A 14590-nucleotide genomic window follows, 5' to 3' on the forward strand; every position below is an offset into this window, starting at 1 on the left:
GATCAGGCGGCTCCTTCTGCCATTGTCGGTTCCAGCAGGTCCCGTGCATCGCACAGTGTCCCCGTCACGGCGGCGGCGGCGGCCATAGTGGGGGAACAGAGATGGGTGCGGCCATCCGGCCCCTGACGTCCCTCAAAGTTACGGTTGGATGTGGAAGCAGAACGCTGCCCGGCACTCAGCTTGTCGGGATTCATACCCAGACACATGGAGCAGCCAGCCTCACGCCATTCAAACCCGGCATCACGGAAAATCTTGTCCAGCCCTTCTTCTTCCGCCGCATAGCGAACAAGGCCGGACCCCGGCACAACCATGGCCCGCACACCTTCTGCTACCTTACGGCCTTTCAGCACGGCAGCAGCGGCCCGAAGGTCTTCAATCCGGCTATTCGTGCAGGAACCGATGAAAACGACATCAACCGGCGTACCAGCAATCTTCTGCCCGGCTTCCAGCCCCATATAGGCCAGCGTACGGCGGATGCGCTCTGCCTTGGCAGGATCGGCAAAGTCCTCGGGACGAGGCACGGTGCCAGTGATAGGTAGCACATCCTCAGGGCTCGTACCCCATGTCACGGACGGGCTGATCTCGGCGGCATCCAGCACCACTTCTTCATCAAAATGGGCACCTTCGTCCGTAGTCAGTGTCTTCCAGTAGGCCACGGCCTGCTCGAAGGCTTCACCCTGCGGCGCAAAAGGACGCCCCTTGACGTAATTAAAGGTCGTTTCATCCGGGGCGACCATGCCAGCACGAGCACCGGCCTCGATGGACATGTTGCAGAGCGTCATGCGCCCGGCCATGTCCAGCTTGCGGATGGCAGAACCAGCAAACTCAATCACATGCCCGGTTCCCCCGGCCGTACCGATACGACCGATGATGCTGAGCATGATATCCTTGGCTGTCACGCCCGGAGCAACGTCGCCTTCAACCCGCACACGCATGTTCTTGCTACGCTTCTGAAGCAGGGTCTGGGTTGCCAGCACATGCTCCACCTCGGACGTCCCAATACCGAAGGCCAAAGAGCCGAAAGCTCCATGTGTGGACGTATGGCTGTCACCGCAAACAATCGTCATGCCCGGCAGAGAAACGCCCTGCTCTGGCCCGACAACATGCACGATGCCCTGCTGGCGAGAACGCAACGGGAAATAGGGAACGCCGAACTCTTTGACGTTTGCTTCCAGCGTTTCAATCTGGAGGCGGCTCTGCGGGTCTTCTACCGGCTGAGAGCGATCAGAGGTCGGGACGTTATGATCTGCCACGGCCATTGTGGCATCAGGGCGCCGCACCGGGCGCCCGGCAGCCCGCAGACTTTCAAAAGCCTGCGGGCTGGTCACCTCGTGAAGGAGGTGGCGGTCGATGTAGAGAAGGCTCGTTCCGTCCTCAAGGGTTTTCACCACATGATCGTCCCAGATCTTGTCATACAAAGTTCTAGGGGTAACCGGATTCTGCATTCTCTCTCATCTCCTTATGAGAGCTGAAAAATCAGCCCTCCTTCTTGATATCGCGCGGACGCTCGGCAATACGAGCGGACTTACCGGAACGGCCACGGAGGTAGTATAGCTTCGCACGGCGAACCTTACCACGGCGAACCACGGTAATATCAGCAATTGCCGGGGAGAAAAGCGGGAAAACACGCTCCACACCCTCACCGTTGGATACCTTACGCACCGTGAAGCTGCTGCCCAGACCACGGTTTGAGCGGGCGATCACGACACCTTCGAAAACCTGTACACGTTCACGTGTGCCTTCGACAACGCGCACGCCAACGCGCACGGTGTCACCGGCTGCGAATTCAGGAACGCTACGGATAGCGGAAAGACGCTCCATTTCGCGCGCCTCATACTGCTGAATGATGTTCATGCTTCAAACTCCTGAAAAAAACTCAACTCTGTTGCTGCTGCTCATAAACGGCCCAGAGGTCCGGGCGGCGTGTACGGGTTACAGCGATGGATTTCTCATCTCGCCAGCGGGCGATTTCCCCATGATTACCAGAAAGCAGGACGGGCGGGACATCCCTCCCCTCCCATGTGGCAGGCCGCGTGTACTGGGGATATTCCAGCAACCCAGCGGAGAAGCTTTCTTCCTCCCCACTCAGTGCCGACCCCATGACACCCGGCAGAAGCCTCACACAGCCGTCAAGAAGTGCCAGTGCCGGTATTTCGCCCCCGGAAAGGACAAAATCCCCCATGCAGACCTGTTCGATCGCATGTTTCTCGAGCACCCGCTCATCAACCCCCTCGAACCGTCCACAGAGAATGATAACCCCCTCTCCCTGAACGTACCGTGCAATATCCTTCTGCTCCAGACGATGGCCCCGTGGCGTCGGATAGATCACCGGGCGTCCATCATCTATCTGCCTTACGCTGGTCAGAGCGTCATCCAGCACATCCGGCCGCATGACCATCCCTGCGCCCCCGCCAAATGGCGCATCATCCAGAGCCTTATGAACACCCCGCCCGAATGGACGAAGGTCATGCGTTCTACAGGCCCACAGATTCCGCTCCAGAGCACGCCCCGCAAGGGAGCAGCCCAGCGGACCGGGGAACATCTCCGGAAAGAGGGTCAGAATGTCGGCCCGCCATGTCATGACCGGACTTCCACCTCACCAGTCAGATCCCCTTCTACTTCCACGGCTTCCGGCGGGACGACAACGAGGCGTTTTGCCTTCATGTCCACCTCCGGCACGCAGGCCATGGTGAAAGGAATCAGCTGCCCTGCTTCCAGCTCCAGACTGGTGCCAGCTCCATAATCATGGACACTGACAACGCGCCCCACAGATTCCCCAGAAGTAAGAACAGCCTCCATACCGATCAGATCGACATGATAGAACTCGTCTTCTTCCACTTCCGGCAGAGCCTCACGAGGCACATAGAGCTTACGGTTCACCAGCTTTTCTGCCGCTGTACGGTCCGGCAGAGGCTGCCCGTCCTGTCCCAGAACGGCAGCAATGCCCGGAGCCTTCCAGCGGATTTGCCACAGATTACCCATCTCATCGTGAAGGCGCCCGAGTTCCTCAAGCGTCTCGGGATGTTCCGTTGCCGGGTGCAGGCGCACGAGCCCCCGCACGCCATGCGGTCGGCCTATCGTGGCGACCAGAACATCCGACTGTGAAGGACGGTGTGACAAGAAGAAATCTCCCGCTTAGACCTGATCAGGCCTCGGCTTCTTTAGCGGCTTCAGCAGCAGCGGCAGCACGCTCCTGAGCCTTCTTCTTCGGAGCAGACTTCTTGGGCTGCTCACGGAAAGCCGGCTTCGGTGCCAGACCAGCATTGCCGAGGAAACGGGCCACACGGTCAGTTGCCTGTGCGCCCTTCTCCAGCCAGTGCTTGATGCGCTCGTCATTCAAACGCACGCGGTCAGCATGGTCGGACGGCAGCATCGGGTTGTAGGCACCCACCTTCTCAACAAAGCGGCCATCACGCGGGCTGCGGCTATCAGCAACCACAATGTGATAGTACGGACGCTTCTTCGCACCTGCGCGGGACAGACGGATCTTCAGGCTCATAATAACTCCTGCATCATCAGAACATTACAAAAAGACAGACAGCCAAGAGGACACTCAGCCAAAAGGTGGACGGCCTCCCGGACCTCCCATCCCCTTGAACATATCACCCAGACCACCGGCACCCCCCATGCCACGCATCAAACCAGTCAGGCCGCCCATTTTATTGAGCCGCTTCATCATGGTGGACATCTCACCAAACTGCTTGAGCAGCCGGTTGACTTCCGGAACGCTCGTACCAGAGCCAAGGGCAATACGCTTCTTGCGGGATGCCTTGATGATCTCTGGCGTTTTACGTTCCTGCTCCGTCATGGAGGAAATAATCGCCTTGTGACGGTTGAAAATGGACGTATCCAGATCCTTCCCCGCCAGCTTATCCTTCAGCTTGCCCATACCCGGCAGCATACCAAGAATGCCGGAGATGGAGCCAAGGCGATTGATCTGATTGATCTGCGAGACATAGTCGTTCAGATCAAACTTACCGGCGAGCATCCGCTTGGCAACACGCTCACCTTCTTCCTGATCGAGCTGCTCGGACGCTTTTTCCACCAGCCCGGCGACATCGCCCAGCCCCAGAATACGCCCGGCAACACGCTCGGGATGAAATTCTTCGAGAGCGTCCATCTTCTCACCGGAACCGGTGAACTTGATGGGCTCTCCTGTTACGGCCTTCATGGAGAGGGCGGCACCACCACGGGCATCACCATCCATACGGCTCATGATAACGCCGGTCAGGCCGATCTGATCCTTGAAGGACTGTGCGGTATTGACGGCATCCTGCCCGGTCATGGCATCGACAACCAGCAGCGTTTCCACCGGCTTGGCTACGTCACGGACCTGACGAACCTCGTCCATCAGGGCTTCATCAATTGCTAGACGCCCTGCGGTATCCAGAATGACGATGTCGAAGCCTTCACGGCGGCCTGTATCCAGCGCACGGCGGGCAATATCGACAGGCCCCTGACCCGGCTCGATCGGCAGGGAGGCGACCAGCCCATTCGTGCGTCCCCCCACCTGTTCAGCAATCTGCTGAAGCTGGAGCTGAGCAGCCGGGCGCTGCACGTCCAGACTGGCGAGCAGCACTTTCTTCCGCTCACGGCTGGCAAGACGCAGAGCCAACTTACCGGCTGTCGTGGTCTTACCAGCACCCTGAAGACCAACAAGAAGGTAAGGAATGGGTGCCGGGGCCGACAGGTTCAGCGGAACCGCACCAGCACCGCCCAGAGCCTCGATCAGCGCATCATTGACGATCTTCGCCACGGCCTGACCGGGAGAGACGCCATCCAGCACCTCACCACCGACAGCACGCTCCTTCACCTTGCTGACGAAGCTGCGCACCACGGGCAGGGCCACGTCGGCCTCCAGCATGGCCAGACGGACCTCACGCATGGCCTCGGTGACGTCACCCTCCGAAAGCTTCTCCCCACGGGAGAGACCTTCGAAAACTTTCGACATTCTACCAGAGAGCTGCTCGAACACGGGCTATCCTTAATTCCATGACAAACGCGCCACTGCGCGAACCCTCGCGGAGTGACGTGTCCGTAAACTTTCTACGCCTTTACGGCCTCTCCGGGGTTCCGTCAAGCATTTCCCACCCCTTGCCGGGCAAGGATGGCGGGTTCGATATCATCTGCTCATAAGGAACATGGAACGCACAAAAAGCACAACGATGAAGACGTTTTTTGGGCTAATGGGAACAAAACACAACATGATAAGACGATAGCATAATTTATAAGGTTATAAATTTAGTATAAATTTAGAACGTGTTGGGAATCATAAAAAAGGCATCTTGACATACTTTTAAAGAAAAAGGTAAGCAATGTGACATTGGTTGTGACGAGTGGCGACCATAAAAAAAGCCGGGGAGTCCCATTCCCCGGCCTTCCACTCCCATAATACTAGGAGCTAATCATGCGACATGATCTGAGGAAGATTATCATAAAGTGCTGGGGCTTTGCCAGCCTTTTTAAACTTATAGTCGTTCCATCCCTCTCAATCAGCCATCCGATGGTGTGTACTGACATTTCCATTATAGTGTCTCCGTACTCCCAACAGGGGGCACCCCATACTTCGCTGGATTCCAACTTCTAATAACAGTGATCCTGCGTAAGTTCCCTGCCTCCTGCAGGGATGACCCGACGATGGCATATTGTACGAGGTTTATTGAAAATTGTTCCTTGCCCATGCGGGGATTAAGAAAGGCCGCTCCACAATGGGGCGGCCTTTCTTCTATCCCACCCCAACAACGACACCAATCTTCACACCACAGCTTGACGCACCACATCTGAATCAGTATCAGGAGCCATCCCCGTTAGGGAAAAAAATAAGACGGATGGGTGTCCGAGCGGTTTAAGGAACTGGTCTTGAAAACCAGCGTGCGTGGAAGCGTACCGTGGGTTCGAATCCCACCCCATCCGCCACAGTATAACTTCTAGACAATATCATCACTGGCCATACGATATGGAATCTGCGTGGTTCTATCAGCGTATGCATGGCTGCAGGCGGCCGCCTTGCCCGTCACTATGGGGGCTTCAGCGGAGGCCTGAGCCCGTGACGTTGTCACAAAAAAGCCTGTCCTCCCGCTAGGGGACGACAGGCTCGAAACAGTCAGTCACAATGAAAGAATATCAGCCCCGATGGTCGTGTTCGGCACGTTTGCCGAGTGCCGTAATATGAGAGGCCTCCAAGCCTTCGGGGTTGTGATGGGCCTTCTTGGCGATGGCGCGTTCTTCCTCTGTAGCGTGCTCACCCGTCTTCAGGACATGATCCGCCAGGCGGATGACCTCATCCTTCGTCAGAAGTTTCGGTGTGTGAATGGCCTTACGGGCCAGTTCATGAAGGGAACTGCTGGCATGAGGTGCTTTATGTTCATGCGATGCTGTCGTTGGCATGTCGTCTCACCTTTCACTCTGAAAGACCCCGTCTGCACAGGGTCCATTATCCCCTACAAAAGAGAGAGGTCATCATCGGCCTCGTCTCCACGGTGAAAGCTTAACTCCGGGATCACAAGCGCACTTCATGCAGGGCTGGCCTGCACTTCACTGCGGCAGACGTTTCAGCAGAATCAGGGCTCCTGCCGTCCGGTCTGCCTCGGAGAACGATCCCTCCGCACCATTCCGGTCTATACGGCCTGCACTAAAACCATCCCGGTCATGCAGACTGCCATCCTGATCCATACGGCCCGCAATAAATCCGTTCCGGTCATAAACCGTTCCATCTTGATCCATATGCCCGGCGACAAATCCATCCCTGTCATGCAAAATGCCGTCTCGATCCATATTGCCTGCGCTAAAGCCATCCCGGTCACGCAGACTGCCATCCTGCTCTATGCGCCCAGCGACAAATCCATCCCTGTCATGCAGGATACCGTCCTGATCGATCCTGCCCGCATTAAAGCCATTCCGGTCACGAATATCACTCGCCTGCGTTGCTCCTGCCATGACCGCAATACCCAGACACCCTACAGCCATGAGAAAACTGGAATATTTCATCTACCCCTCCAACCTGAACATTCTGTCCATGCTATACTAACCCGCCCAGCCTATGACAGGCATTGCCTGACCATTAACACTATGTAAAAGGGGCTTTTCTCATGTCTCTCCATCTCTCCCCCCGCCATACCGCACTTGTTCTGATTGACCTTCAGGAAGGGATTGTCTCCCTGCCGACTGCACCTCGTACGGGAGCGGACGTTGTACAGGCCAGCAAGGTCACTGCCGAACACTTCCGCAAGGCAGGTGCCCCCGTAGTGCTGGTCAATGTGGCCTTTTCTGCCGATGGAAAGGATGCGCTCACCGCTCCGGTTGACCAGCCTCTCCATACCTCAGATGAAGCGCTCCCCGATAACTGGGCAGACCTCGTTCCCGGCCTTGCCCAGCCGGGCGACCTGCTCGTCACCAAACATCAGTGGGGCGCCTTTTATGGCACGGACCTCGACCTGCAACTGCGCCGCCGTGGTGTAAAAACGATCGTTCTGGGGGGCATCGCCACCAATATGGGCGTGGAATCAACCGCCCGTGCTGCTCATGAACACGGCTATGACGTCATCCTTCTGGAAGACCTCACCTCTGGGCTGGATGCAGAAATGCATGATTTCGCCTTCCAGCGTCTCTTTCCACTGCTGGGCCGTGTCCGTCAGAGCTCTGACATCACATTTGGCTGAACCAGCTTCCAGTTATGAAAACAGCCCCGCACGATATGAAGACGGCGGGGCTGCTTCAGATACGCAAAAAGGCTGTGTGCCTCAGCCCAGCAGGGCGGCCCATTCCTCAACCGTCTGCCCGCTCTGGAAACGGTCATCCACCTTTCCATCCAGCATGACGGTCGGTGAAACGTGAATCCCATGCTGCCGGGCATAACGTGCATGAGCCTTCATAGCGTCTGTTACGCCAGCAAGACGGAAAGGCGTTGCCAGATTAAGGCGGGTATAAACCTCCAGACGGGTCAGCAGCTCATCCGGCGTGGTTTGCATGTTTGGTCCTTCACAGTGGCGGGCAAACTCAAACTCCTCTCGATGATCTCCAATAGCCCGTATGGTCTGCCACGCCTTGTCCCGACCATCAGGCAATGAGGCCGCCGCCAGAATGGAGCGAACAAGAATGCCAGAAAAAAGGTGCCACGGCTGGGAATGCAGATGGACCTGAAGCGTCAGCCTGTCCTCCCCCACATGTGCCAGAAGCGGCATCAGTTTTCTGGAAGCACGAACACAGAAAGGACAGGTCGGCTCTAAAAAGAATTCAATCTTCTGTGGTCCATGCCCCCAGACCAGATGAGCTGGCGTTCCTGTATCTTCATGCGTCATAACGTCTCTCCCTTTCAGCTTCATGCTGTATCTCCCTACTCTATCCCGTGCCCCATACAGAAACAGCCCCGCATGACACGGGGCTGTTTCATCTCTGGAACATAGCTGCCAGATAAATCAGGAAGAATGACGCCTTCTGGCTCTGGGCGCCGCACGCCCCCCACCAGCAGCCGGGCGGGATGCGCCCTGCGGCCGTGAAGAACGGCTACGTCCGCCGCCTCCACCACGGCCCCCGCGTCCGCCACGTCCTCCACCCAGAACAGGCGGTGGCAGAGTGGAGTTCTGCGCCTCTGTAGAGTGGTATGGATGATCCGTAATCACAGGAACAGATTTGCTGATGCGCTTCTCGATTTCCCGCAGCCATGCACGCTGCTCGGCATCACAGAGGGACACGGCCCAGCCTTCACGACCAGCACGAGCGGTACGACCAATACGGTGCACATAGGCTTCTGGCACGTTCGGCAGATCGTAATTGAAGACATGAGAGACTTCATCAACGTCAATGCCACGAGCCGCAATGTCGGTTGCCACCAGCACCCGGATGCTCCCATCCCGGAAACCCTGCATGGCTCGCTCACGTGCGCCCTGCGACTTGTTGCCATGAATGGCCGCTGCCGGAATATTATGCTTGTTCAGGAACTCCGCCACCTTGTTGGCTTCATGCTTCATCAGGGTAAAGACGACTGCCCGCACGACCCGGTCATTATTGACCAGCATCATCAGAGCCTCTTTCTTCTGCGCTGAATCCACAAACAGAACAGCCTGACGAATACGGTCCACCGTACTGGATTCCGGTGTGACCTGCACAGTTTCCGGGTCTTTCAGCAGGGAGTGGGCCAGATCACGAATGGAAGGCGGCATGGTTGCCGAGAAAAGCAACGTCTGCCGTTCTTCTGGAAGACGGGCCACAATCCGCCGGATATCATGGACAAAGCCCATATCCAGCATACGATCTGCTTCATCCAGCACCACGACTTCCGGCGTGGAGAGGTCAATATGCCCCTGCCCAACAAGGTCCAGAAGACGACCCGGTGCTGCCACCAGAACATCCACGCCACGCTTCATGGCTTCGACCTGACGGTTCTGCCCCACACCACCAAAAATCACAGCGTGAGAGAACTTCATGTGCCGGGCATAGGCGGCAAAATTATCTCCAATCTGCGCCACCAGCTCCCTCGTGGGGGCCAGCACCAGCACGCGCGCACCGCGTGACGGCGCCTTGCGTGGGTGTTCGAGAAGATAATTGAGGATAGGCAGCGCAAAGGCCGCTGTTTTCCCCGTGCCTGTCTGGGCCAACCCCAGAAGGTCCTTTCCCTTCAGCAAGTGAGGGATCGCCCCTGCCTGAATGGGTGTAGGCGTTGTGTAGCCTTCCTCATCCAGAGCCTGCAAAATTGGGGCCGCCAGACCGAGAGCTTTAAAACTGCTCATGATTTTTCCTCAAAACCGGCGTTACTCCAGCAATCCATCTGGCAACACCGCATAAAATGGACGCTTGAACCCTGAATTGATGAAGGGGTTCCCGCTCGTCCCGTCCACAAATAGGACTCTCTTTGTCTTATAACAAGGGAAAAATCGCACTGCCCCCTTATGGCCTTATTTCAGCACAAAGAGGGGCTGTATCTCACCCAAAAGAAAAAGACACGAAAACAGGCAGTTATAAGCAAAAGCTCCGCCTTATAAAGTCTCCGTGATATTACTGCCCTGCTCTCATTTTCCGGCGCAGCAGGAACAATCCCTGCTCTCCGAACAGATTGGCCAGATGGGGCGACTGTCCCGCCAAACGGGATTGCCGATTACCATTAACAACCATCCATTTGCAGACTTCATAGCCGTCTTCTTCACACAAGGCAAAGAAATCATAAATCGTGCAGGGATGAATATTAGCCGTTTCATACCATGGCGTAGGCCAAACGGATGTCATCGGCATACGGCCCGTCCGCAGGAGGTGCCAGCGCAGACGCCAATGCCCAAAATTGGGAAAGGACACCAATGCAGAACGGCCGATCCTCAACATGTGCCGTAAGACATCCCGTGGATACTCCACCGCCTGAAGTGTCCTCTGAAGAACAACATAATCGAACGTATCATCAGGGTAATCAGCCAGCACAGTATCAGCATCACCATGCATGACAGGCAGACCATGCGCCACAGACTGCGTGACGGCCTTCATATCCAGCTCGATCCCCTGTGCGTCACACCCTTTTTCCTGAGAAAGATAGCCGATCAGGCTCCCATCCCCGCAGCCAATATCCAGTACCCGGCTGTGCGGGGCCACCATCCCGGCAATCAGTTCCTGATCAAAACGCATCAGCTATTCTCCCCCTCTGGCAGGCCAGCATGACGGGCTGATCCATTCAGGAAGCCACGGATGGTCCTGTCAAAATCTGGTTCTTCCAGCAGGAAGGCATCATGCCCCCGGCCGCTCTCAATCTCCACGAAGGAGACATGCCCCCCTGCCTGATTGATCGCCCGCACCAATGTACGGGAACGGGATGTCGGAAAGAGCCAGTCTGAACTGAAAGACACGACACAGAAACGGGTCGCCACACCATGAAACGCCGCTGCAAGGCTTCCCCCGTGTTCACTCCCCAGATCGAAAAAATCCATAGCCCTTGAAATGCTCAGATAAGAATGAGCATCAAAGCGGCGTGTAAAATTGGAGCCCTGATAGCGCAGGTAACTCTCTACCTGAAACATACCTCCGAATGGCAAAGCTGCCAGCGGATCATTCGGGCCGGGCATGGTGCCGGGGCGAATTTCCCGCCCAAACTTGCGGGTCAGCGCTTCCTCGGAAAGATAGGTGATGTGCCCAACCATACGGGCCACAGCCAGCCCACGGGCCGGAATGACACCATGCGCCTGATAATCTCCCCCGTGCCAGTCCGGGTCCGCATAGATGGCCTGACGGCTAACCTCATTGAAGGCAATATTCTGCGCTGACTGGAAGGGTGACGTGGCGATCGGCATGGCCGCAAAAACACGTTCTGAATAATCCGTAGCCCATGTCAGCGTCTGCATCCCACCCATGGAGCCACCTATGACGGCAAACAGCCTGTCTATGCCAAAATGGTCCACCAGCTTTACCTGAGCGGCTACAATATCGTGCATAGTAATGGGAGGGAAATCCTTTCCCCATGGCTTACCTGTTTCCGCCCTTACTGTCGTGGGGCCTGTTGTCCCCATGCAGCCACCCAGCACGTTGGTGCAGATGACAAAGAAACGGTCTGTATCAATCGGCAGCCCCGGCCCCACCATACGGGACCACCAGCCCGGCTTCCCCGTAATGGGGTGTGGGCTGGCGACATACTGATCCCCAGTGAAGGCATGACATATGATGATGGCGTTGTCCCGTCTGGAAGACAGTGTACCATATGTCTGATAGGCGACTTCCAGCGGAGCGAGTTTTTCACCACACTGAAGGGTCATCCCCTCAGGGAATGTTATAGACTGAACTTCCAACATCGGCTCCGGCTGTCTGCAACAAGAAGGCCGTATAAGAACACTGCCCTCCCTGTGGTTTCAAGACAGAATAAGCACGGAACATCAGATAACACTCTGGAAACGCTTACTCTGCCGCTTCCATCATCTCCGGGAAGTTATCCTGAGCCAGAGCGGGCATTGGCATTCTCTCCGCCACCGCCTGCATTTTCTTACGGACAGGCAGCCAATGGCCATAAGCGGCCAGAGCCAGTCCAAGATGCATCAATGCTTCTCCGAGCTCGGAATGCAGCGTCTGCTCCTCTGGAGCATTCTGCATATCTGAAAGAATATCCAGTAAATGCGCTTCCGTTGTGGAATACTCCAGCGATGCCGTACCGCAAACTGCATGAAGGAACAGAGCTTTAAAACGCTCCTGCAGGCGCTCCGCATCTTTCCCCAGCAGCCCCGTAAGAGACATGGAGCGCCGCCAGCAGCTTGGCCCCAGCAGGTAGCGCAATGCCCACAGAGCTGTCTGCTCCTCCCGGGCCAGTGTCTTCATGGATGTACCATAGCGGCTACGCTGTTCTGCGATCTGGATGACGGTCATGAGGCCTCTCCTTTCCCTGCGAGTTGCTTCATGTATGACGTTAGATGATAACTATTCTCACTTTCAACAGAAAGATAAGGCCACACCCCGCCATCCATCAGGTAAACATCATATTACACTGGGAAAACAGCCAATTATCGGAGTTATTAAAGTTTTTTATAAGCGGGAGAATCAAGGATTCAGGACTACAAGATGATGTGGTTTTACATAGTCGACTCATACAAGATATCGACTCATCCATGAGGGAGCGGGCCCTCATGGAGTCTGATCTCTTACGTTCATAACGAATGATGGGATGGCGTCTGCACCATCCCGGAAAGGTTTATTTCCTCAAAGCCGAAATGAAACCTCCCAAAATTGTTTTCCGCCCCTTTTTCTCTTGCAGGACCTGCTCATACATCGTGCATGCCTCAGCATCTCCAGCATCGCAGGCCAATTTGTAATAATATAAGGCTTTTTCACGGTCTGAACTAACACCACGTCCCTTATGATATGCCTTGCCAACCCAATACTGAGCGTCGGCATCACCCTGTTCAGCCGCTTTCATATACCACTGAAAGGCCTTCGTATCATCCTGCTCTACACCTTGCCCATACTCATACATAAAACCCAAGTAAAACTGGGCATGGACATTACCCTGTTCAGCAGCCTTACGAAACCAGCGACAGGCTTCCACATCATCCTGCTCTACACCTCGGCCACCCTCATACATAAACCCCAAATGGAACTGGGCTGAGGCATTACCCTGTTCAGCGGCTCTACGATACCAACGACAGGCCTCTACAACATTCTGTGAAACCCCTCGGCCATCCTCATACATAATACCCAAGTAAAACTGGGCGTCGGCATCACCCTGTTCAGCCGCCTTACGATACCAGCGACAGGCCTCCGCATCATTCTGCTCTACACCTCGGCCCAATTCATACATGACGCCCAGACCGGTCTGAGCTGAGGCATGGCCCTGTTCGGCAGCTTTACGATACCAGCGACAGGCCTCCGTATCATTCTGCGTTACACCTCGGCCAAATTTATACATCCGGCCCATATTATACTGGGCTGAGGCATTACCCTGTTCGGCAGCTTTACGATACCAGCGACAGGCCTCCACATCATCCTGCTCTATACCTCGGCCATACTCATACATCAGGCCCAGATCATTCTGGGCTGGGGCATAACCTTGTTCGGCAGCTTTACGATACCAACAACAGGCTTCTATATCATCCTGCTCTACACCTCGGCCATACTCATACATGGTTCCCACATTATACTGGGCTGGGGCATTGCCCTGTTCAGCAGCTTTGCGATACCAGCGACAGGCCTCCACATCATCCTGCTCTATACCTCGGCCATACTCATACATGACGCCCAGACTGGTCTGAGCTGAGGCATGGCCCTGTTTGGCCGCTTCACGAAACCAACGACAGGCCTCAACAGTATCCTGTGAAACACCTCGGCCAGAATCATACGCAAAACCCAGATTATACTGGGCAGGCGCATAATCCTGTTCGGCAGCTTCACGGAACCAACGACAGGCCTCAACATCATCCTGCTCCACACCCCGACCAGAATCATACGCAAAGCCCAGATCATTCTGAGCTGGGGCATAACCTTGTTCGGCAGCTTTACGATACCAACGACAGGCCTCTGTATCATCCTGCTCTACACCTCGGCCATACCCATATGCAAAGCCCAGATTATACTGGGCAGGCGCATAGCCCTGTTCAGCAGCTTTACGATACCAGCGACAGGCCTCCACATCATCCTGCTCTACACCTCGCCCCTCTTCATACATGACACCCAAACTATTCTGAGCGTCTGCTATACCCATCTCAGCAGCCTTGCGATATGAGCGAAAATCTTCATCATCCCGTTCCATATCTTTGCCCTTCCTATAAATTATGACCCAACTGGTGCCGAGCACAGCCCCCTTAGTGGCCAGCGATCGCTCCCAGATGGTAACTTCATATTAAGGTATAGCCTACAATGGACCGCATAAGAGGCCTACGACATATTCGGACGCATCTTCAAAAAATTTTAACCATTTGAATGATTATGCCCCTTTAGACGCTTATCTGCATGTGCCTACGGGGGATGAAACGCAAAAAAAAACAGGTACAAAGTATCCTGTTGCTAAAGCGTATATTTTATTGTGGTAGGATATATGGATGCGGGGGTAGGATTTGAACCTACGACCTTCAGGTTATGAGCCTGACGAGCTACCGGGCTGCTCCACCCCGCGGTAGTGGGTGGTGTATATACAAAAGGA

Annotated in this window: 15 protein-coding genes and 2 tRNA genes; 2 read left to right on the forward strand and 15 right to left on the reverse strand. The window is 55.5% G+C overall.

Annotated features, from left to right (window positions below; translation table 11 throughout):
- Window positions 1-2 precede the first annotated feature (2 nt).
- Genes leuC through ffh form a run of 6 tightly spaced genes read right to left on the reverse strand, consistent with a single transcriptional unit; the run spans window position 3 to window position 4975 of the window.
- Window positions 3-1445, reverse strand: coding sequence for a 3-isopropylmalate dehydratase large subunit (leuC, locus tag NQF86_RS04550; RefSeq protein ID WP_266116384.1), 1443 nt, complete (start codon window positions 1443-1445; stop codon window positions 3-5).
- 31 nt (window positions 1446-1476) lie between these two features.
- Window positions 1477-1854: a 50S ribosomal protein L19 gene (gene rplS, locus NQF86_RS04555; protein WP_077395743.1), complete on the reverse strand. Its 378-nt coding sequence runs from the start codon at window positions 1852-1854 to the stop codon at window positions 1477-1479.
- 22 nt (window positions 1855-1876) lie between these two features.
- Complete coding sequence (trmD, locus tag NQF86_RS04560) at window positions 1877-2581, reverse strand: tRNA (guanosine(37)-N1)-methyltransferase TrmD (protein ID WP_266116385.1); 705 nt, start codon at window positions 2579-2581, stop codon at window positions 1877-1879.
- Window positions 2578-3120 carry a ribosome maturation factor RimM gene (gene rimM / locus NQF86_RS04565; RefSeq protein ID WP_266116386.1) on the reverse strand — a complete coding sequence of 181 codons (543 nt, stop codon included), beginning with the start codon at window positions 3118-3120 and terminating at the stop codon, window positions 2578-2580. The genes trmD and rimM overlap by 4 nt, the downstream gene beginning before the upstream one ends.
- Window positions 3121-3145: 25 nt before the next feature.
- A complete protein-coding gene (rpsP, locus tag NQF86_RS04570; RefSeq protein WP_266116387.1) occupies window positions 3146-3499 on the reverse strand; it encodes a 30S ribosomal protein S16 in 354 nt (117 codons plus the stop codon).
- Window positions 3500-3553: 54 nt separating this feature from the next.
- Window positions 3554-4975 carry a signal recognition particle protein gene (ffh, locus tag NQF86_RS04575; protein WP_266116388.1) on the reverse strand — a complete coding sequence of 474 codons (1422 nt, stop codon included), beginning with the start codon at window positions 4973-4975 and terminating at the stop codon, window positions 3554-3556.
- 851 nt (window positions 4976-5826) lie between these two features.
- Here ffh and NQF86_RS04580 point away from each other — a divergent pair.
- A tRNA-Ser gene (locus tag NQF86_RS04580) sits at window positions 5827-5916 on the forward strand.
- A gap of 207 nt (window positions 5917-6123) precedes the next feature.
- On the opposite strand, the gene NQF86_RS04585 is transcribed toward NQF86_RS04580, so the two are convergent.
- Together NQF86_RS04585 and NQF86_RS04590 are read right to left on the reverse strand one after the other, a co-directional pair.
- Window positions 6124-6387: a hypothetical protein gene (locus tag NQF86_RS04585; protein WP_266116389.1), complete on the reverse strand. Its 264-nt coding sequence runs from the start codon at window positions 6385-6387 to the stop codon at window positions 6124-6126.
- 147 nt (window positions 6388-6534) lie between these two features.
- The gene (locus tag NQF86_RS04590; protein WP_266116390.1) at window positions 6535-6987 is read right to left on the reverse strand and encodes a hypothetical protein; all 453 of its coding nucleotides are present in this window, start codon (window positions 6985-6987) and stop codon (window positions 6535-6537) included.
- A 101-nt stretch (window positions 6988-7088) separates the two neighbouring features.
- Here NQF86_RS04590 and NQF86_RS04595 point away from each other — a divergent pair, with 101 nt between their 5' ends.
- On the forward strand, window positions 7089-7658 hold the full coding sequence (locus NQF86_RS04595) for a hydrolase (RefSeq protein WP_266116391.1): 570 nt from the start codon (window positions 7089-7091) through the stop codon (window positions 7656-7658).
- An 81-nt stretch (window positions 7659-7739) separates the two neighbouring features.
- Here NQF86_RS04595 and NQF86_RS04600 read toward each other — a convergent pair whose 3' ends face one another.
- The 7 genes from NQF86_RS04600 to NQF86_RS04645 form a co-directional block, all read right to left on the reverse strand.
- Complete coding sequence (locus NQF86_RS04600; protein ID WP_266116392.1) at window positions 7740-8297, reverse strand: DsbA family protein; 558 nt, start codon at window positions 8295-8297, stop codon at window positions 7740-7742.
- A 117-nt stretch (window positions 8298-8414) separates the two neighbouring features.
- The gene (locus tag NQF86_RS04605; protein ID WP_266116393.1) at window positions 8415-9725 is read right to left on the reverse strand and encodes a DEAD/DEAH box helicase; all 1311 of its coding nucleotides are present in this window, start codon (window positions 9723-9725) and stop codon (window positions 8415-8417) included.
- A gap of 265 nt (window positions 9726-9990) precedes the next feature.
- A complete protein-coding gene (gene metW / locus NQF86_RS04610; RefSeq protein WP_266116394.1) occupies window positions 9991-10605 on the reverse strand; it encodes a methionine biosynthesis protein MetW in 615 nt (204 codons plus the stop codon).
- Window positions 10605-11759: a homoserine O-acetyltransferase MetX gene (metX, locus tag NQF86_RS04615; RefSeq protein ID WP_266116395.1), complete on the reverse strand. Its 1155-nt coding sequence runs from the start codon at window positions 11757-11759 to the stop codon at window positions 10605-10607. Before metX ends, metW begins: the two co-directional genes overlap by 1 nt.
- A gap of 103 nt (window positions 11760-11862) precedes the next feature.
- Window positions 11863-12324: a hypothetical protein gene (locus NQF86_RS04620; RefSeq protein ID WP_266116396.1), complete on the reverse strand. Its 462-nt coding sequence runs from the start codon at window positions 12322-12324 to the stop codon at window positions 11863-11865.
- A gap of 322 nt (window positions 12325-12646) precedes the next feature.
- Window positions 12647-14200: an SEL1-like repeat protein gene (locus NQF86_RS09130; protein ID WP_323670742.1), complete on the reverse strand. Its 1554-nt coding sequence runs from the start codon at window positions 14198-14200 to the stop codon at window positions 12647-12649.
- A 286-nt stretch (window positions 14201-14486) separates the two neighbouring features.
- A tRNA-Met gene (locus NQF86_RS04645) sits at window positions 14487-14563 on the reverse strand.
- Window positions 14564-14590: the final 27 nt, after the last annotated feature.

Source organism: Bombella pluederhausensis (genome assembly GCF_026385525.1).
GTDB classification, from domain to species: domain Bacteria; phylum Pseudomonadota; class Alphaproteobacteria; order Acetobacterales; family Acetobacteraceae; genus Bombella; species Bombella pluederhausensis.

Bases quoted from the DNA above. Each gene is read 5' to 3' on its own strand.
- metW (WP_266116394.1), bottom strand. From the start codon at position 10,605: ATGCGTTTTGATCAGGAACTGATTGCCGGGATGGTGGCCCCGCACAGC.
- NQF86_RS04590 (WP_266116390.1), bottom strand. From the start codon at position 6,987: ATGAAATATTCCAGTTTTCTCATGGCTGTAGGGTGTCTGGGTATTGCG.
- rplS (WP_077395743.1), bottom strand. From the start codon at position 1,854: ATGAACATCATTCAGCAGTATGAGGCGCGCGAAATGGAGCGTCTTTCC.
- trmD (WP_266116385.1), bottom strand. From the start codon at position 2,581: ATGACATGGCGGGCCGACATTCTGACCCTCTTTCCGGAGATGTTCCCC.
- NQF86_RS04595 (WP_266116391.1), top strand. From the start codon at position 7,089: ATGTCTCTCCATCTCTCCCCCCGCCATACCGCACTTGTTCTGATTGAC.
- NQF86_RS04620 (WP_266116396.1), bottom strand. From the start codon at position 12,324: ATGACCGTCATCCAGATCGCAGAACAGCGTAGCCGCTATGGTACATCC.
- NQF86_RS09130 (WP_323670742.1), bottom strand. From the start codon at position 14,200: ATGGAACGGGATGATGAAGATTTTCGCTCATATCGCAAGGCTGCTGAG.
- rpsP (WP_266116387.1), bottom strand. From the start codon at position 3,499: ATGAGCCTGAAGATCCGTCTGTCCCGCGCAGGTGCGAAGAAGCGTCCG.
- NQF86_RS04585 (WP_266116389.1), bottom strand. From the start codon at position 6,387: ATGCCAACGACAGCATCGCATGAACATAAAGCACCTCATGCCAGCAGT.
- NQF86_RS04605 (WP_266116393.1), bottom strand. From the start codon at position 9,725: ATGAGCAGTTTTAAAGCTCTCGGTCTGGCGGCCCCAATTTTGCAGGCT.
- NQF86_RS04600 (WP_266116392.1), bottom strand. From the start codon at position 8,297: ATGACGCATGAAGATACAGGAACGCCAGCTCATCTGGTCTGGGGGCAT.
- metX (WP_266116395.1), bottom strand. From the start codon at position 11,759: ATGTTGGAAGTTCAGTCTATAACATTCCCTGAGGGGATGACCCTTCAG.
- leuC (WP_266116384.1), bottom strand. From the start codon at position 1,445: ATGCAGAATCCGGTTACCCCTAGAACTTTGTATGACAAGATCTGGGAC.